Genomic DNA, 16,615 nt, shown 5'->3' with positions numbered 1-16,615 from the left:
CCTTGATGTTTTTCGTAACCGACCCCGACCTTAAGCCGCGGGCTGCGCCTCAATTGTGCGCAGGGCCTGCGTCTGGCGCTTGGCGGCGGCCTTGACCGCGTCCTGCACCTTCTCGAAGGCGCGCACCTCGATCTGGCGCACGCGCTCGCGGCTGATGTCGAACTCGGCCGACAGCTCTTCCAGAGTCAGCGGCTCTTCGGCGAGGCGACGCGCCTCGAAGATGCGCCGCTCGCGATCGTTGAGCACGGCAAGGGCGCCCGACAGCATGCCGCGCCGGTTTTCCAGCTCGTCCTGCTCGATCAGCATGTCTTCCTGGCTTTCGTGGTCATCGACCAGCCAGTCCTGCCATTCGCCGGATTCGCCTTCGCTGGCGCGGATCGGCGCGTTGAGCGAGGCGTCGCCCGATAGGCGGCGGTTCATCGACACGACTTCGGCTTCGGAGACGTTCAGCCTGGTGGCGATCTCGGTGATCTGTTCGGGCTTAAGGTCGCCATCGTCCAGCGCCTGGATCTTGCCCTTCACCTTGCGCAGGTTGAAGAACAGGCGTTTCTGATTGGCGGTCGTGCCCATCTTGACCAGGCTCCACGAACGCAGGATGTACTCCTGGATCGAGGCCTTGATCCACCACATGGCGTAGGTCGCGAGGCGGAAGCCACGCTCGGGTTCGAATTTCTTGACGGCCTGCATCAGGCCGACATTGCCTTCCGAGATCACCTCTCCGATCGGCAGGCCGTAGCCGCGATAGCCCATGGCGATCTTGGCGACGAGCCGAAGGTGGCTGGTGACGAGCTTGTGCGCAGCGGAAGTGTCTTCATGCTCGGCGTAACGCTTGGCGAGCATGTACTCTTCCTGCGGCTGAAGCATGGGAAAGCGGCGGATTTCTTCCAGGTAGCGGCTGAGGCCGCCTTCGCCGGAAACGATACTGGGTAGTGACTGGGCCATGATAGCGCCCCCTCTCTATTGGAGTGATGCCCCCGAAACGCGGCGGGCATATGACGCGAGCACCAAAAGGCTCGCCCGCGACAACCGATTTATATAGGAACAAAACCAGAAAAGACAGGCATTTGTTCAACACGAAACAGTGTGTCACGCTAAAGTGAACAATGCCGCTCAGGTTTTAGATGGCGGGTTCAGAGTTTGCGAAAGCCGCCGACGAGTTCCTCCATGTCCCCCGGTATCGGCGCCTCGAACCTCATCGGTAGATGGGTAGTCGGGTGACGAAATGCAAGGAGCCAGGCATGCAAAGCCTGCCGGGAAAATGCCTTGACCTGGCTTTTCAGCGGCTCGGGCAGCCGGTTGGCCTTGGTGCGGAAGGCCTGGCCGTAATCGGGGTCGCCGATGACGGGATGGCCGATATGAGCCATGTGGACGCGGATCTGGTGGGTGCGGCCGGTCTGCAGCCGGCATTCGACCAGGCTGGCGGTGGCGAACTCCTGCTGGTTTTCGCCGAAACGCTCCTGCACGGTGAAATGGGTGATGGCGTGGCGGGCGTCGTCGCGGCCCTCCGGCACCACGGCGCGGCGCACCCGGTCGGCGGCGCGGCCGAGCGGCGCGTCGACCGTTCCCGTCGGCCGCGGCGGGATGCCCCAGACCAGCGCCAGATAGGCACGTTCGAGGTCGCCGGTGCGGCCATGGTCGGCAAAGGCCTCCGACAGCGCCTTGTGGGCGCGGTCGGTCTTGGCCACCACCATGACGCCACTGGTCTCCTTGTCAAGGCGATGGACGATGCCCGGGCGCCTGACGCCGCCGATGCCTGAGAGACTGTCGCCGCAATGATGGATCAGGGCGTTGACCAGCGTGCCGGTCCAGTTGCCGGCGCCGGGATGAACGACCAGCCCAGCCGGCTTGTTGATGACGATCAGCTCGTCGTCCTCATAAAACACGTCGAGCGCGATGGCCTCGCCTTGCGGCTCGGCCGGTTCGGGTTCGGGCATGACGACCGATACGCGCTCGCCAGCACTCATCTTGCGCTTGGTCTCGTCAACCGGTTTGCCGTCGATTGTGACAGCGCCCTGTTTAATCAGCATCTGCACGCGGCTGCGCGACATGTCAGGGCCAAGGCTCGCCGCCAGCCACTGGTCGAGGCGCTGGCCGGCCGCTTCTGCGCCGGCTTCGAGTACGGTTGGCTCCGCCTCTATGAATTGTCTGGTCTCTTCGCTATGAGCGCTCATCGAAAAAAGTTCCGGAATGTTCTGCCATGGCCCGGCCCGTTGCCGACGAAGAAGAAAAGCCGCTCGATCCCGAGATCGAAAAGGTGCGCGGCAGGCTCATCCGCTTCATGGCCATCAATCTCGGCCTGCTTTTGCTGGCCCTTATGGTGGTGATCGCGGCCATTGTCTACAAATCGCGCAAAGCGCCGCCCACAACCCCGCCGCTCGCCAACGACATTCCAGTGCCGCCCGGCGAGCCGCTCGCGGCCGACATCGTGCTGCCGGTGGGCGCCAAGGTGATCAGCCAAGCCCTGTCAGGCAATCGCATCTCGATCGACGCCGAGCTTGCCGACGGCAGTCGCGCCATTTTCATCTACGACATCGCCGAGCGCCGCATCATCGGCCGCTTCGCCATCCGCAACAAGTGAGCCTGCATGACCGGGTTTGCCAACCATCGCCGGGTCGCGACCGTCACGCTCGTCGTCGCCAGTTACGATGAGGCGATCGCCTGGTATGTCGAACGGCTGGGCTTTCTGCTTACCGAAGATGTCGATCTCGGCGGCGGCAAGCGCTGGGTGACGGTGGCGCCGGCCAACGGGCAGGGCGCGAGGCTGCTTCTGGCTGAAGCTGACGGCGAGGCGCAAGAGAAGAGCATCGGCAACCAGACCGGCGGCCGGGTCTTCCTGTTCCTCGAAACCGACGATTTTGCCCGCGACCACAGAGCGATGCTGGAAAAGGGCGTCGGCTTCCGCGAAGCGCCGCGCTTGGAGCCTTACGGCACGGTGGCGGTTTTCGCCGATCTCTACGGCAATCTGTGGGACCTGATCGAGCCGAAAGGCTAGGTCCGCAAACCTACATTCCATAGAAGCGGTCCGGCCGCTCGAAGCCCAGTTGCTTTTTCCAAACCGTCAGCCTATATCGCCGGTTCTTGAACGCGCCCATCGTCTAGCGGTCAGGACACCGCCCTCTCACGGCGGGAACAGGGGTTCGATTCCCCTTGGGCGTACCAGGGATTTCAATCACTTAGCGGCTTTTGCCATATTGCGTCGAATGTCGGACAAATGAACGCCCGCGAATTTGCATGAACGCAACCTGATTGATTTCGCCCGCGTTCCTGCGACTATCGGCAAGTCCGTGCGACATGAACGCAACATGAGTCCAGCAATGGAACACCTAGTCAGCCTTCTTCAGTCCGCACTCGGGTTAACCGCAAAGCAGGGATGGACATGGCTCATCGCAGGCGCCTCCGTCCTCACCTTAAATGGGTATGAGTTCGGCCCGTTTGCAAAGCTCGGCGGCACTTGGCTTGCGGTCGCCGGCGGGGTTGCAGTGTTCGGCGCAGCGATCCTGCTGGTTTCGTTTGGTAGTTACCTGATCGCCGAAGGGGCCAGGCGGAAGAAGGCTCGGGGGCGAGCCAAGGGGCGCGAAGGCGAATGGAACTTCATAAACGAGGAGGCCTTCAGGAACCTCGATATCCTCAATGAGCCCGAACAAGCCGCCTTGGCGTGGATCATCCGCAACGGGCACCAGCGCTTCCTATCCGACGGTTTCCATATGGATGGAGACTTGCGTTCGAAGCACATCATCGGCGGTCCGGTCGGCCAGACCCGCGATGTGTATCAGGTGATCGATAGCGTTTGGGCGATCAAAGACGAACTCGACAAGAGGTATCAGAATATTCGGACATACGATGAGCCGCCGTGGTCGCTTCGCTTTGTGGGAAGAATATGAACGGGAGGATCATGAAAGCACTTTTGTTGGCCACTGCTGCCTTGTCGGCCGGATGCTCCGAAAGTGGCGGTCAGTACGAGACCGTTTCCGGCTCCATCGCATTGTATGGATCTCGCACCGAGGGGCAGCCTATACGGTGATGATCGACAGGAAGTCTGGAAGAACTTGGTTCCTGTGGCGTCCGGAGAGGTGACTTGGCTTCCACTTGGCGACCCGATGAAATAGAAAAGCCCGCCACCCTGAGGCAGAGGGCTGATTGTTTCGGCTACGGAATGATCAGCCCCGGCCCTCCTGGCTTGAGAGAGCTTCGTGGGCGGGGTCCAGCAAGGCATATGCCAGCTTAGGCCCCGACCCTATGGCGTCGGCGAGCCCCAGGGCACGTCCGAGATCTTGCTGAGAAGTCAGGCGTGCACAGGAATACCGTGACGAGAATCGAGACTGAGGCGACAACGCCGGGGCATTCAATCGCCGCAGTTCAAAAGGCTTTCGAATCTGCCGACGTCGAGTTCATTCCCGAGAACGGCGGCGGCGCCGGGGTGCGGTTGAGGAAGCCGTGAAAGCGGTAGGCATGCCGAGTACTGAAAGCTGCTGCTGCCGGTGCAGCGGGCAGCCCTAAAAGGGGAAATATATGATGGACGACGATGTCTATGTACAAGCCTACCGGGACGGCGGGTTGAATGCCGTCAACAATCTTCTCAAGGAGCATTTCCCGGCCGACCGCGATCGGGTGTTGGTCATGGAAGGTCTTCAGGACACCGGCTATTGGGCGATCACCTGGCATGAGAAGAAACACCCGGACGGCGGAATGTACCGCGATTTCGGACGTGTGAAGGCGTACCTCGGCGACGGGGACGAATAGGATCATCCGGCCGCTTCATGCCCTTTGGCGCCGGCCCCCTATCGGCCGATACGCCTTCGCAACTGCCTTAGAGGGGCAGTCCAACGCCAACTCTTCGAGCGCTTGAGCGCCTCCATCTCCACCTTCAAAGCGTCCCTTTCTATCGCGAGAGCCTGTACTTCTGCCGCAAGAGCCTCCGCTCGGCCATTATCTGGGGCAGCGGGCGGAGGTGGTGTGGGCGGCGGGTCGGGTCTAACCAGGTTTTCGAGACGGTCGACCGCAAGTCGGTTAACGGCATCGGCTGCTGCTTCGCGAATGATTGCGGTCCAGCCATCGGGATCGACAGACATGATGTCCCAGAAGACCTTTTGTTCCATGTGTCCTGTCGGAATGGCGACCCGCAGCGGCGCTGGATACCAGATCGATTTCTCACACGCGTTGATAAATCCCGTCAGCCTCGGATTCCCGGAGTCTCTGAGGTTTTTCCACTTAGCGGAGAAATGCAGGCACGTCGGGAGGCGAAGGTAGCGCACGGCGGCGAAGCCCTTGGTGAGCACGATGCGACGCCAGATCTCCCAGTCTCCCGCCCCGTTCACATCTTCTGGCCACACCGTCCGCTCCGCAAGAGCGCTGGCGCGATATACGACGCCTGAGGCCGCTATCGTGTTCCCTCTCGCCATGAATTGACGCCGCTCTTCGGGAAAAAACAGGTTGGTAAGATCAGGACCGCAAATGCCGTCGGTCGAGACCCAGAGGACCTGGCCGTAGACAAGCGCCACCGACGGATCGACGAACTGGCCGCGCATGAGGGCAAGATGATCCTGCATCATCAAGTCATCGTCGGCGGCGAAGGCTATCAATTCCCCGCGTGACGATCGAAGCGCCAGATTTCGATTGGCATAGCCAAAGTGAGGCGCCTTGGGGAAATCAAACCAACGAATGCGCGGGTCGGAAAAGCTTTTCACGACCGCTTCGGTCTCGGGCGCTGCGCCGTCGCCAACGACCAGAAGCTCGAACGATTGCTCCGTCTGCGCCAGCACCGACTGGATCGCATAGGCAAGAGAGTCGGGACGATTATGGGTCGGCATCAGGACGCTGAAGAACGGCGGAGCGTCTACCATCCCTTGAGGCCGCCAAAGTCGACCGGGATCAAATCGGTATCCAGCGGCAGCCGGTATTTGTCGGGATTGGCGTGGTCATATTGCATTGTAGGAAAATTGATTGCCCTAACGTCCGTCGTGCCGATGTTGTGGTCCGCATGCCAGACGAATCTGGGAATATTCATCAGACGGGGCTGGGCTGAAGACAGAACAATCCGAAATACCTGTCCGCAAGTGCTCGACTCGGGCCTTGGGTCATACAAGACGACCTCCATTTCGCCATCGACAACGAAGTATCGATCCTCGTGAAGCTTGTGCAGCCCCCAACCCTTCACCGTTCCCGGTCGGATGGTAAACATGTAGCAAAAGACCAGCGGATCGGGGTGCCAATTCCAGCGGGTGTCGTAGATTTCGGTGACGCTTCCCCTGTCGTCGACATGAGCGGTCATGTCGTGGAACGACAGGCCATCGGGAACCTTGGCAATCGGCTTGCCGGATCGAACCGTCTCCTGATCCTTCTGCGCGCCTGCCAACGTCTTTTCGAGAATACTCTGCGTCATAGGGCTCATCCAATCTAACTAGCTTTGGCGGTCCCTCTTATTGCCCTTCTTTCAACTGTCTTTCAACGGCAGTCGTGGAAGGCCACGTGACGATATGTGCACGAATGCCCGCGCCCGGCATGTCGCGCCCGTCCATTCGATTGAAGTTTCAGAATCGGATCATTCTCACCTTTGAGAGTGACTATTCTGTGAAGCTTTGGCCAGTCTGTTGGTTCAGATGTCCGGCGCCAGCTGCCTGATCGTCCGCGACGTACGAGAGCACCAGATGCGTGCAGTGTTTCTCTGCCACGGCGGGAACAGTTGTTCGATTCCCCTTGGGCGTACCAAATAACGGCTGGGCCGTTTCTTCCCCCACTACTTCTGACAAGCTCGAACGTGGATCGCGTTTTGACCGCGAGGGTCGGCGGCATCAGCGAAACCCGGCCAGTCGGTGCACACGGATACACCCAATTTAAGTCAGGCCGCGACGCTTGAAAGCGTAGCAATCTCTGTTACTTGCGGTGCGGGGCAGCATCTGCGGCAGCGCGGATTTGGGTCGGGTAAAGCAGGTATGAGTTCGGTGAAAATGACATGCCCGCACTGCCTCGGCAGCGGGAAGATTTTCGATTGTTCCAGATGGCGCGCGTCAAAGGGGCACTGCTGCCGCAAGGGACGCATCGAGCCGGTTGCCCGGGACATACGATGGCGTGCGCCGAATGCGCGAGCCTCGGCACGCTGGCGGAGGCCGAGTTCAGAGCCGTCGCTTAGCCGAGGTTTTGCAACCTTAACCTCTGGCTCTTTTCACTGCCACGCAGCGGCGTCGCTTCTGGCGCGTCGCTGCCAATTGCACTAGCATCATTGCACGACGCCGTTACGGCGCGCAGAACGCCGGGGAACGGATCGGGAAAAGCCGTCAGGCATGCACATCCGCCGCGCGCATGGCGTGCGGCGATGGTATGATTTGGCAAGATCCAAGTTCGCACAAGAAGGCGAGGGGTCGGCGGGGAGGAGACCGATGCAGAAACTGCAATCGCAGGGCGTCCATCACATCACGCTGGTCGGCGCTGGCCGCCAGACGTCGATCGATTTCTGGGAGGGCGTGCTCGGCATGCCGTTCATCTTCGAGCAGCCGAATCTCGACAAGGCCAGCGAAAGCCATCTCTATTTCGATCCCGGCGACGGAAGGCTGATCACCGTCTTCACCGACGAGAGCCGCACGCCGGTCCAGCGGCGCACGCCGACAGAGCCGGGCTGCGTCCACCACATCGCCTTTGCCGTGTCGCGCGTTACCTTTCTGCAGGCGGTCGCCCGGCTCGACGAGCGCGCCATCAAGCACAGCGGCGTCAAGGATCGCGGCTTCATGGACTCGATCTATTTCGAGGATCCGCTCGGCCTGTTGATAGAGCTCGCGTCCTACCGCTTCGAGCCGCCGGCGGGCTTCACCCATGCCGACGTCTTGATGCAGGCACACAAGCTGCGCGTCGCGCGCGGCGACTACAACATCGCCGAAGTGCATCTCGCCGACGCGATCCAGACGCTGGTCGAATGGTCACGCGCGACCTTGTCGGACGACCGGACACCGAAGAATCCATACTGACGGCCACAAAAAGGGGAGAACCATAATGGCAAAGACTGCAAAGAGCGCCGGGAAATCTGCGGCCAAGGCCGCGCCGAAAACCGCCGCCAAGCCGGCAGCAAAAGCGGCTGCCAAGCCTGCGGCGAAGGCATCCGCAAAGCCGGCTGCGAAAGCCGCGGCGAAGCCGGCCGCCAAGAAGTCCGCGCCGAAGACGGCCAAGGCTGCGAAGAAGCCGGCCTTGAAGATCAGCATGCTGAAGCCGAGCGTCAACAACATGACCGTTCGGGTGTTTGCGCGCGCGGCCGGGTTCGACCCCGCCGAGACCGACGCCTGGGGCCACACGCGTTCGCCCGAATATATGGCGCGTAACCCCGCGCATCTGACACCGATGATCGAGGACAAGGGTCTCCCCAGAGGCGTGCTGTGGGAAAGCTGCGCCATCATGCAGTATCTCGCCAACAAGCACGGGCTGGAGAAATTCTATCCCAAGGCGCCGGCCAAGCGGGCGATGGTCGACAGCGCCATGTTCTATCTGATCGGCACGCTCTATCCCTACGTGGCGCGCGCGACCTATCCGGCGCTCGGCTTCCCGCAATATGCCGGCGAGGTCGGCCACAGTGACGCCCATCCGGACAAGAAGTCCGAGGCGCAGAAGGCCGCGATGGCGGCAATTGCCGAGCCGCTGGAGGTGTTTCACTCCTTCTTCAGGGACGGCAAGCCGTTCATCGGCGGCAAGCACCCGTCGATCGCCGACATCCGCCTGGCATCGACGCTCGAATTCCTGGCCGTCATCGACTATCCGCTGCCCAAATGGGCGAAGGAGTACATGGCGGCGATCGAGAAGAAACTCGGCAAAGCCTATGCCGAGCCGGCCGGCGATGTCAGAGGCTATATCGCCTATGTGAAATCGCAGGCCGGCGCGCAAAGCTAAGGATTCGTTAACCAAAGCCCTGTCTATTGAGGGCAATCCACCCGCGACCACGGATGTACTGGCGCCGAAGTGGAAGGAAAGGTCGGCGCAAAGCCGGCCTTTTGCTTTTCGCCGATGCGCCACAAGACGCGTCCCCGCGCTCTGCCATAAAGTCTGACATCAGGCATATTGCCATTGCCTGCGTCGACCCTACCATCATGCTTGGCGGCCGAGGTACGAGGAGCTTTGCGATGAAGGGCGTGGCGAAATTGTTTGCGGTTGCCGGCGTTGTGTTGGCCGGAGGCTACCCGTCCAATGCGGCGCCGCTCGACACCATGACGGAGGTCGGCGATGCGATCCAGGCGTGCTGGACGCCACCCACCGATGCTGGAAATGCGACCGTCACCTTGAGCTTCAGCTTCAAGCGTGACGGCACGCTGATCGGTCCGCCGCGGCCGACGGCGATCAAGGTCGATGGTGACGCCAATGCCAAGAAAGCGTTTGTCGACGCTGCGACCACGGCTCTGCAGAAATGTCTTCCCCTGAGCTTTTCGCCCAAGCTTGCACAAGGCGTAGCTGGCAATGTCTTCACCATGCAGTTCGCCTCGCCCAAGCAATAGCGAGCGATAGAGCGTTTCACTGTTTCACAGAAACGGCGACCCACTCTCTCGTTGTTTTGACGCAGTTCCCAAGGGAAAGCGCTACGCGCTTTTCCCGGAAAAACCGCTCACACTTTTCCTGGAATTGCTCTGATCAGTTGTGCCGGCGCCTTATGTCGACATGCCGTTGCAGGTCGGGTGTCTCGAAGACGTAGTCGGCCCAGGCGGATTCGGGAATCTGCCCCGCCAGGTAGCATTCCAACAGCAGGCTCTGTTCGGGATCGAGCGGTCTCGGCGCCCATTCATGGTCCAGCCCCAGCGAATGGAACAGGTTCCTGGTCAGGCCAGAGACAGTGAAGTGAATAGACATCTTCGGTCTCCTTTGCCCGATACAACGCGAGACAGCGGAGAAAGGTTTCAACCGCAAGGGCCATAACGCGGGATTGATCGCGGTGGCGGCCTAGGCGGGTCGATGCCTCGCTTCGTCTCAATCTTGAAACAAAAGTGTAATAGTGAATTTACAGGAGACGGCATAATACACTTGGTGTAAATACCTGGCTGTTGCTGGTTTCCTCTGAATTAGACTTGCCTTATATATTGAGGCTCAATCGTCTGGAGCGGCTATCGGCTCCATAGGGTACAAGGACCAGGGGCGCCGATGATGCGTTTGTGGCCAGTCGGAATCTTTGCACTGGTGATGACGGCGACCGTCCTCGGAAGCTCGGCCTCCCTTGCCGATGCTTGCGCCGCACTCAGGGGCCAGATGGCGTCGTCCGGCCGCGGCGGCGGGATCAGCCCCGCGCAGCTGCGCCGCCAGCTTGCGGCGATCCAGGGCCTGGAGAGGCAACGCCGCTGCACGGCGCAAAGTGCGACGGGCGGCTTCTTCAACGCTTGCGCCGACCTCGCCAAATGCCGCACCCAGGTGCAACGCCAGATCGCCGGCGCCGCGATTTCGGGCCGGGATACGTCCGGGCTGCAGGCCAGGCTCGTCGCGCTCGGCTGCGCGCCCGCCGCCAGGCAACAGAAACAGCGTCCGGCAGGTGCCATGATCGGCAGCAATTCCATGCTGTTTTGCGTTCGCCTGTCCGACGGCTATTTCTTCCCGGCGCCGAAGTCGCAGTTCGTGCAAGGCGACGATGTCAAGGAGATGGTCGATCAGTGCCGCTACATCTGCGACGATGCCGGCGTCCACCTGTACACGCTGGCTTGAAACCGACGAGATGGTCGCGCTCGATACGCGCAAACCCTACAAGGACCTGCCGGCGGCCTTCAAATACCGCGACGATACGACTTTCAAAGCCTGTGACGTCAAGCGCTACTCCAGGCGTGTCGCCGAGCTGAGAGCGCGAACGGTGACGCCGGCCAATATGAGCAACGCCATCATTCCCTGCCGTCGGCAAAGCCGGATCTCGTGACCGTTGCGCAAATCCCCCAGACCGGCGCCGATGCCCCAGACGCCACGGGCGCTGCCCAGCAGCAGTCGGTCGAAGCTTTGGCCGGCTCGCGGCCGGTCAGGATGGTCGGGCCGGCTTATTTCCCGGCGGACTGAGCCGCGCGGCGCCGAAATACCCTGTTTTATCCATGTCTTGATCCCAAAACCGCGGGCCGCTTTTGGGCGATATGCATCAGGCTATTCGCAGACCATCTTGTAGCGTTTGCCGGGTTGGCTGACATTCTTGCAGGTGAGCGGGTTGGCCGGTTCGGAAGTCATCGCGGGCGGGCTGGACCTGACGTGCCGTCTCGGCGGAGGCGATGTCGTCTGTCGGCGCGCCGCCGGCCGGTACGGCTCCTGCGGCGGCGGCGTCGGAAACACGCCGGCTGCCGCCTGCATCTTGCTGGCCTCGGTCAGCGACGGATCGCGATCCCAGACCCGCCTGATATCGAGCGGCCTCGGGATCACAACTGTGCCGTCATAGCTGCGCGCGCAGCCGCTGCTGGCAAGCAGCGCCACGCCCAAGAAACAAGGCACGATCCAACCAGTCATCCGCAATACCCCCGCCAACTATAGCCCGGTCGGGGTTCCGCCGACAACCGGCGGAATACCGCAGGGCAATGTGGGCTCTGGTTGGAGTTTGGATGCGTTATGGTTAGCGGATCATTAATGCTTCTCGGGCACATTTCGCCGGCGAACCGCTAAGGGGGTTCGGCCTTGGCTCTCGGGGTGGGAACGGAATGGCTGACGGGACTGTTGGAACACGCGGCGGACGCGGTTCCCGAGAGGGGGCTGTGAACGGCGAGGATACGTCCGTCGGGGGTTCACCCGAAGCGCCGCATGAGCCGGTCGAGGCCGGTTTGCATGGCGAGGACGATTCCGCCGGGGCTTCGCCCGAAGCGCTGCGCGAGCTGTTCGAGGCCGCTTTGCGTGGCGAGGACACTCCTGGCGAGGATTCGCCCGAAGCGCTGCGCCGGCTGGTCGAGATTGCTTTGTGTGGCGAGAACGCGTCCGCTGGGGCTTCACCCGAAGCGCTGCGCGAACTGGTCGAGGCCGGTGCTGACTGGGTCTGGGAGACCGACGCGGAACTGCGCTTTTCCTGGCTTTCAGAAAATTACCAGGCCGCCACCGGCATCGATCCCGCCAGCATTCTTGGTCGCTTCCGCTTCGATTTCCTCAAGCACATGGTGCATGGCAATCGACACGCCGCCGCGCATCTGGAGGATCTGCAGGCGCATCGGCCATTTCGCGACTTCGTTTATGAATTGAAGGGCGGCCGCCCCGGCTGCCGCTGGGTTTCGATCACCGGCTCGCCCCGTTTCGACAGCGAGGGCGAGTTTACCGGCTATCGCGGCATTGGCCGCAACGTCACGGCGCTGGCCGGTGCGCTGGACGACCTTCGGCAGGTGCCGCCAGCTGCAGACGAGAGCACGCAGCATCTTGCCGATCTCGAGCGGACGATGGATGCCATGCATATGGGCGTCGTGCTGCTAGACGCCAAGCTCGACACGCTCATTGTCAACAAGGCCTATCGCGACCTCTCAAGGATTCCCGACGGCGCCGTCACTGTCGGCGCGCCGTTCAGCCTCCTGATGGAGCTCAACCGCCGCAACGGCATCTATGGCGATCTCGACGAACAGCAGTGGCAGCATTACCTCGCCACCCGTATCGAGGAGATCCGCGCCGGCGCGGTTGCGCCGCGCGAGTTCACCCATGCCAATGGCCGCACCATGATGTTCTCGGTAACGGCGCTGTCCGGCGGCAAGCGGCTCCTGACCTATTACGACATCACCGAGCTGACGCTTCGCGACGCGGCGATCGAAAGCGCCAACGCCAGGACCGCCGAGACTTTCGCCAATCTGCGCACGATGGTCGACCAGATGCCGATCGGCGTGCTTGTCCTCGATGCGGACATGCGCACGGAGGTGATCAACCGCGCATTCTATGATTTCTGGGAAATCGATCCCCGACGTGCCGGGATCGGCTGCGGCTTCCGCGAGCTGATGCAAGCCAGCCGCGATATGGACCCCTACGGCGCCGACGACGCCGAATGGCAGCGCCACATCGCCGAGCGCGAAGCAGAAATCTCGGCCGGCGTGGTGGGCTCTAGGCAATTGCCGCGCAATGACGGCCGTACGCTGATTGCATCGCTGGCGCCGCTCGCCGGCGGCAAAAGGCTGATCTCCTATGTCGATGTCACCGACATAAAGGACCGCGAGGCCGAACTCGCCGAGGCGCTCGAAAAATCACGGCTGGCCGAGGCGGTGATCAACGCCGTCGAGGACCCGATTTTCGTCAAGGACGACAATCTGCACTTCGTCTTCGTCAACGAGGCGTTCTCGGCGCTGTTCGGACAGACGCCGCAAGCGATGCTGGGCAGGCCCGGCGGCGACTTCATGCCGGGGAAGGATGCCGCGCTGTTCGAAGACAGCGAACGCGCCGTGCTGGCGACCGGCACGCCTTATGAGATCGAGGAGAATTTCGAGGTCGAGGGCGCCAGGCGCTCGCGCATCGTGCGCAAGAACCGCGTCGGCATGCCAAGTGGCCGCAACTATGTCGCCGGCTTCCTGTTCGACATCTCAGACATGAAGCGCCGCGAGACGGAAGCCGAGGACGCGCGCAAGAACCTTGCCACGGTGCTGGAATCGCTCCCCGCGGCCGTCATCATCTACGACCGCGACGACAAGTTCGTCTTCGCCAACCGCAAGCTGCAGGACACGCTGCCGGCGCTGGTGCCGGCATGGCAGCCCGGCAGCACTTTCCGCGACGCGCTGGAACTGGGACATTCGGTCGGCTATTTCCGATCGAGCGGCGATCCCGAGATCGACAGACTCTATGACGGCGACCGCGACGTCTGGCTCAGTGCCATCCTCGCCCGCTACCACTTGCCGAACACCTCCTACGAGCGCCTCAATGCGGACGGCCGCTGGTACCAGGTCTACGATATGCGGACCGAGGACGGCACCTTCATCGGCGTGCGCGTCGACATTTCGGAGATCAAAAGCCGCGAAAAGGCGCTGCAGGAAAGCATGCGTCAGATCGACCTGTTCCGCCACGTCATGGACGAACTTCCGGTCGCCGCCTTCATCAAGGCGCAGGATCTGAGCATGGAATTCGTCAACAAGGCCTGGTGCGCGCTGACCGGCATCCCCAAGGAGGAGGTTATCGGCCGGACCGATCTCCAGCTTTTCAACATCGATGACGCCGAAACCTACACCCATGACGACACCGAGGTCGTCGTCACCGGCCGCGGCCGCGAGATCGAGGAGCCCGTTACCCATCGCGACGGCACGGTGCGGCAATTGATGACGCGCAAGAGCCGGCTGGTGGCGCTCGACGGGTCGGTGCATCTGGTCGGCTCCAGCACCGATATCACCGACGTCAAGGCGCGCGAGCAGGCGCTGGAAGAAAGCATGCGCGAGAACGAGGTGTTCCGCAATCTCATCGACAACGTGCCGGTGTCGATCTACGCCAAGCGCTCGGACCTGCGCCAATTCTACGTCAACAAGGGCTGGTGCGACCTGACCGGTCTCAGCAAGGAGGAGGCGATCGGCAAGACCGACGTCGAGATCTTCGGCGCGGACGGTGAGGCCTTCGTCGCCGGTGATATGGCCGTGCTGCGCACCGGCGAGACGCAGGAGATCGAGGAGACGGTGACGCTTGCCGACGGCAATGTGCGCCACCAGTTCGCGCGCAAGGGCGCAATGATCGCCTCCGACGGTTCGCTCTATCTCATCGGATCGACCACCGACATCACCGAATTGAAGATGCGCGAGGCCGAGCTGCGCGAGGCACGCCAGCGCGCCGTGCTCGCCGACCGCGCCAAGTCGGAATTCCTGGCCAATATGAGCCACGAGATCCGCACGCCGATGAACGGCGTGCTGGGCATGGCCGAGCTGCTCGCCAAATCCGACCTCGACACCAAGCAGAAGACGTTCACCGACATTATCGTCAAGTCGGGCAACGCGCTTTTGACCATCATCAACGACATCCTGGATTTCTCCAAGATCGATGCCGGCCAGCTCGTGCTCGACCCGGCGCCGTTCAACCTGCCCGAGGCGATCGAGGATGTGGCGACATTGGTGTCGACACGCGCCAAGGAGAAGGATCTCGAACTGATCGTGCGTGTCGAGCCGGGCCTGGAAAGCCTGTTCATCGGCGATGTCGGCCGCATAAGGCAGATCGTCACCAATCTGCTCGGCAATGCGGTGAAGTTCACCGACGAAGGCCATGTGCTGGTCGATGTCACCGGCGAGAGGGTTGTGGCCGGAACCAGGCTCACCATCTCGGTCACCGACACCGGCATCGGCATTCCGGAGGACAAGCTGAAGGCTGTCTTCGAAAAGTTCAATCAGGTCGATACCTCGTCGACCAGGCGCCACGAAGGCACCGGGCTCGGCCTTGCCATCACCTCGCGGCTGGTCGAGTTGATGGACGGCGAGATCGGCGTCGAGAGCGCCGAGGGCAAGGGCTCGACCTTCTGGTTCACCGTCACGCTGCCGAGGGCCGGCCAGCAGACGGCGCAGCGCATCATGCCCGTCGACGTCACCGGCGCGCGGGTGCTGATCGTCGACGATAACGCCGTCAACCGCTCGATCCTGACCGAGCAGATGGTGTCGTGGACGTTCGATTCCTGCGCCGCCGAAAGCGGTGCCGAAGGGCTGAAGGTGCTGGTCGCCGCGGCTGCCTATGGCGTGCCTGTCGACTGCGTCGTCCTCGACTACCAGATGCCGGGGATGAGCGGTGCCGAAATGGCGCGCATCGTGCGCAACACCGCAGGGCTGGCCGCCACACCGATCATCATGCTGACCTCGGTCGACCAGTCGCTCGCCAACACCAGCTACCGCGACCTCGGCATCGACGCGCAGCTGATCAAGCCGGCGCGCTCCTCGGTGTTGCTGGAGACGCTGGTCGCGACCATCCAGCGCCATCGCCACGGCACGACAGGTCAGGCGCCGGAAGCCGCAAGCGGCGGTTCCGGCGAAGCGATGGTACAGCGGGTGTCGGCGCCGCCGGCACGCGCCGCGTCCGAGCGGGCGCAGTTGCATCCGCCGCCAGTGCGCGCCCGCGCCCGGGCCGGCGGCAACGAACGCGGGCTCGACATCCTCGTTGCCGAGGACAATGAGGTGAACCAGATGGTGTTCACGCAGATCCTCGGTGAAACCGGCTACAGTTTTGAGATCGTCGGCAACGGCCGCAAGGCGCTCGACGCTTTCGGCCGGCTCAATCCCCGCATGATCCTGATGGATGTCTCGATGCCGGAGATGAACGGGCTCGAAGCCACGGCCGCGATTCGCCGGCTGGAGCAAGAGAGCGGCACGCATATCCCGATCGTCGGCGTCACCGCGCATGCCTTGAAGGGCGATCGCGAGCGCTGCCTGGAAGCCGGCATGGACGATTATCTGCCCAAGCCGATCAGTCCCAAGGCGCTGCTCGAAAAGGTCGAGCGCTGGGCCGGCATCGCGAGCGAAGCCCAGCGAGACGCCGGCTAGCTGATATCAGCGCCGGGATTCGGCGGTGCCGCGACGTCCAGGGATATGGTGCGATCGCACCATATCAAAGCTTGCGCCCAGTCGGGAAAATGGCGGCAACTCAACCGCTCATTCAGTTACGGGCGGGAGCAAGCGACCGCCGACAAAGAAACAGCGTCGAAATCTACCCCAACGGACCTGTTTTTGGCGATGGCTCGGCCAAGATACGCTCTGGCCACGGGCAACGCGCTCCCGTCCGGTTTTTCTTT

Annotated in this window: 17 protein-coding genes and 1 tRNA gene; 12 read left to right on the top strand and 6 right to left on the bottom strand. The window is 62.2% G+C overall.

The features are described from left to right. Nucleotides 1–30: 30 nt before the first annotated feature. On the bottom strand, nt 31–942 hold the full coding sequence (gene rpoH, locus ACYHH6_RS01190) for an RNA polymerase sigma factor RpoH (protein ID WP_112559526.1): 912 nt from the start codon (nt 940–942) through the stop codon (nt 31–33). Nucleotides 943–1,130: 188 nt separating this feature from the next. Then, on the bottom strand, nt 1,131–2,171 hold the full coding sequence (locus tag ACYHH6_RS01185) for an RluA family pseudouridine synthase (protein WP_352591283.1): 1,041 nt from the start codon (nt 2,169–2,171) through the stop codon (nt 1,131–1,133). Between the two features lie 26 nt (nt 2,172–2,197). Between ACYHH6_RS01185 and ACYHH6_RS01180 the strand changes: the two genes are divergently transcribed. The 5 genes from ACYHH6_RS01180 to ACYHH6_RS01160 all read left to right on the top strand — a co-directional run bounded on the left by ACYHH6_RS01180 (nt 2,198) and on the right by ACYHH6_RS01160 (nt 4,740). Then, complete coding sequence (locus tag ACYHH6_RS01180) at nt 2,198–2,578, top strand: fimbrial protein (RefSeq protein ID WP_352591280.1); 381 nt, start codon at nt 2,198–2,200, stop codon at nt 2,576–2,578. 6 nt (nt 2,579–2,584) lie between these two features. Continuing rightward, the gene (locus ACYHH6_RS01175; protein WP_352591277.1) at nt 2,585–2,992 is read left to right on the top strand and encodes a VOC family protein; all 408 of its coding nucleotides are present in this window, start codon (nt 2,585–2,587) and stop codon (nt 2,990–2,992) included. A gap of 92 nt (nt 2,993–3,084) precedes the next feature. Next, nucleotides 3,085–3,159: transfer RNA gene (locus ACYHH6_RS01170), tRNA-Glu, on the top strand. A 68-nt stretch (nt 3,160–3,227) separates the two neighbouring features. Continuing rightward, on the top strand, nt 3,228–3,881 hold the full coding sequence (locus ACYHH6_RS01165; RefSeq protein WP_352591274.1) for a hypothetical protein: 654 nt from the start codon (nt 3,228–3,230) through the stop codon (nt 3,879–3,881). A 631-nt stretch (nt 3,882–4,512) separates the two neighbouring features. Continuing rightward, nucleotides 4,513–4,740, top strand: a complete 228-nt coding sequence (locus ACYHH6_RS01160; RefSeq protein WP_352591271.1) for a hypothetical protein — start codon at nt 4,513–4,515, stop codon at nt 4,738–4,740. Between the two features lie 38 nt (nt 4,741–4,778). Here the strand turns inward: ACYHH6_RS01160 and ACYHH6_RS01155 are convergent, their stop codons facing one another. Both ACYHH6_RS01155 and ACYHH6_RS01150 read right to left on the bottom strand, forming a co-directional pair. Beyond that, nucleotides 4,779–5,840, bottom strand: a complete 1,062-nt coding sequence (locus ACYHH6_RS01155) for a glycosyltransferase family 2 protein (RefSeq protein ID WP_352591268.1) — start codon at nt 5,838–5,840, stop codon at nt 4,779–4,781. Next, entirely contained in the window at nt 5,834–6,352 is a 519-nt protein-coding gene (locus tag ACYHH6_RS01150; protein ID WP_352591265.1) for a cupin domain-containing protein, read from the bottom strand. The genes ACYHH6_RS01155 and ACYHH6_RS01150 overlap by 7 nt, the downstream gene beginning before the upstream one ends. 1,021 nt (nt 6,353–7,373) lie before the next feature. On the opposite strand from ACYHH6_RS01150, the gene ACYHH6_RS01145 reads away from it, so the two are divergent. The 3 genes from ACYHH6_RS01145 to ACYHH6_RS01135 all read left to right on the top strand — a co-directional run bounded on the left by ACYHH6_RS01145 (nt 7,374) and on the right by ACYHH6_RS01135 (nt 9,464). Continuing rightward, on the top strand, nt 7,374–7,955 hold the full coding sequence (locus ACYHH6_RS01145) for a VOC family protein (RefSeq protein WP_352591263.1): 582 nt from the start codon (nt 7,374–7,376) through the stop codon (nt 7,953–7,955). Between the two features lie 25 nt (nt 7,956–7,980). Continuing rightward, complete coding sequence (locus tag ACYHH6_RS01140) at nt 7,981–8,865, top strand: glutathione S-transferase family protein (protein WP_352591260.1); 885 nt, start codon at nt 7,981–7,983, stop codon at nt 8,863–8,865. A gap of 230 nt (nt 8,866–9,095) precedes the next feature. Continuing rightward, a complete protein-coding gene (locus tag ACYHH6_RS01135) occupies nt 9,096–9,464 on the top strand; it encodes a hypothetical protein (protein ID WP_352591257.1) in 369 nt (122 codons plus the stop codon). 133 nt (nt 9,465–9,597) lie between these two features. On the opposite strand, the gene ACYHH6_RS01130 is transcribed toward ACYHH6_RS01135, so the two are convergent. Next, nucleotides 9,598–9,813: a hypothetical protein gene (locus tag ACYHH6_RS01130; RefSeq protein WP_112559520.1), complete on the bottom strand. Its 216-nt coding sequence runs from the start codon at nt 9,811–9,813 to the stop codon at nt 9,598–9,600. Nucleotides 9,814–10,206: 393 nt separating this feature from the next. On the opposite strand from ACYHH6_RS01130, the gene ACYHH6_RS01125 reads away from it, so the two are divergent. Genes ACYHH6_RS01125 through ACYHH6_RS01115 form a run of 3 tightly spaced genes read left to right on the top strand, consistent with a single transcriptional unit; the run spans nt 10,207 to nt 10,992 of the window. Further along, nucleotides 10,207–10,653, top strand: coding sequence for a DUF2865 domain-containing protein (locus ACYHH6_RS01125; RefSeq protein WP_435053432.1), 447 nt, complete (start codon nt 10,207–10,209; stop codon nt 10,651–10,653). Nucleotides 10,654–10,663: 10 nt separating this feature from the next. After that, on the top strand, nt 10,664–10,858 hold the full coding sequence (locus tag ACYHH6_RS01120; RefSeq protein ID WP_435053431.1) for a DUF2865 domain-containing protein: 195 nt from the start codon (nt 10,664–10,666) through the stop codon (nt 10,856–10,858). Next, on the top strand, nt 10,855–10,992 hold the full coding sequence (locus ACYHH6_RS01115) for a hypothetical protein (protein ID WP_352591254.1): 138 nt from the start codon (nt 10,855–10,857) through the stop codon (nt 10,990–10,992). Before ACYHH6_RS01120 ends, ACYHH6_RS01115 begins: the two co-directional genes overlap by 4 nt. An 81-nt stretch (nt 10,993–11,073) precedes the next feature. On the opposite strand, the gene ACYHH6_RS01110 is transcribed toward ACYHH6_RS01115, so the two are convergent. Next, complete coding sequence (locus ACYHH6_RS01110) at nt 11,074–11,427, bottom strand: hypothetical protein (RefSeq protein WP_352591251.1); 354 nt, start codon at nt 11,425–11,427, stop codon at nt 11,074–11,076. 416 nt (nt 11,428–11,843) lie between these two features. Between ACYHH6_RS01110 and ACYHH6_RS01105 the strand changes: the two genes are divergently transcribed. Next, nucleotides 11,844–16,367, top strand: a complete 4,524-nt coding sequence (locus tag ACYHH6_RS01105; RefSeq protein WP_435053435.1) for a PAS domain-containing hybrid sensor histidine kinase/response regulator — start codon at nt 11,844–11,846, stop codon at nt 16,365–16,367. Nucleotides 16,368–16,615 lie beyond the last annotated feature (248 nt).

Source organism: Mesorhizobium sp. P171375 (genome assembly GCF_057786075.1).
This window is presented reverse-complemented; position numbering and strand designations above follow the sequence as displayed.

Bases quoted from the DNA above. Each gene is read 5' to 3' on its own strand.
- rpoH (WP_112559526.1), bottom strand. From the start codon at position 942: ATGGCCCAGTCACTACCCAGTATCGTTTCCGGCGAAGGCGGCCTCAGC.
- ACYHH6_RS01185 (WP_352591283.1), bottom strand. From the start codon at position 2,171: ATGAGCGCTCATAGCGAAGAGACCAGACAATTCATAGAGGCGGAGCCA.
- ACYHH6_RS01180 (WP_352591280.1), top strand. From the start codon at position 2,198: ATGGCCCGGCCCGTTGCCGACGAAGAAGAAAAGCCGCTCGATCCCGAG.
- ACYHH6_RS01175 (WP_352591277.1), top strand. From the start codon at position 2,585: ATGACCGGGTTTGCCAACCATCGCCGGGTCGCGACCGTCACGCTCGTC.
- ACYHH6_RS01160 (WP_352591271.1), top strand. From the start codon at position 4,513: ATGGACGACGATGTCTATGTACAAGCCTACCGGGACGGCGGGTTGAAT.
- ACYHH6_RS01155 (WP_352591268.1), bottom strand. From the start codon at position 5,840: ATGGTAGACGCTCCGCCGTTCTTCAGCGTCCTGATGCCGACCCATAAT.
- ACYHH6_RS01145 (WP_352591263.1), top strand. From the start codon at position 7,374: ATGCAGAAACTGCAATCGCAGGGCGTCCATCACATCACGCTGGTCGGC.
- ACYHH6_RS01140 (WP_352591260.1), top strand. From the start codon at position 7,981: ATGGCAAAGACTGCAAAGAGCGCCGGGAAATCTGCGGCCAAGGCCGCG.
- ACYHH6_RS01135 (WP_352591257.1), top strand. From the start codon at position 9,096: ATGAAGGGCGTGGCGAAATTGTTTGCGGTTGCCGGCGTTGTGTTGGCC.
- ACYHH6_RS01130 (WP_112559520.1), bottom strand. From the start codon at position 9,813: ATGTCTATTCACTTCACTGTCTCTGGCCTGACCAGGAACCTGTTCCAT.
- ACYHH6_RS01125 (WP_435053432.1), top strand. From the start codon at position 10,207: ATGGCGTCGTCCGGCCGCGGCGGCGGGATCAGCCCCGCGCAGCTGCGC.
- ACYHH6_RS01120 (WP_435053431.1), top strand. From the start codon at position 10,664: ATGGTCGCGCTCGATACGCGCAAACCCTACAAGGACCTGCCGGCGGCC.
- ACYHH6_RS01110 (WP_352591251.1), bottom strand. From the start codon at position 11,427: ATGACTGGTTGGATCGTGCCTTGTTTCTTGGGCGTGGCGCTGCTTGCC.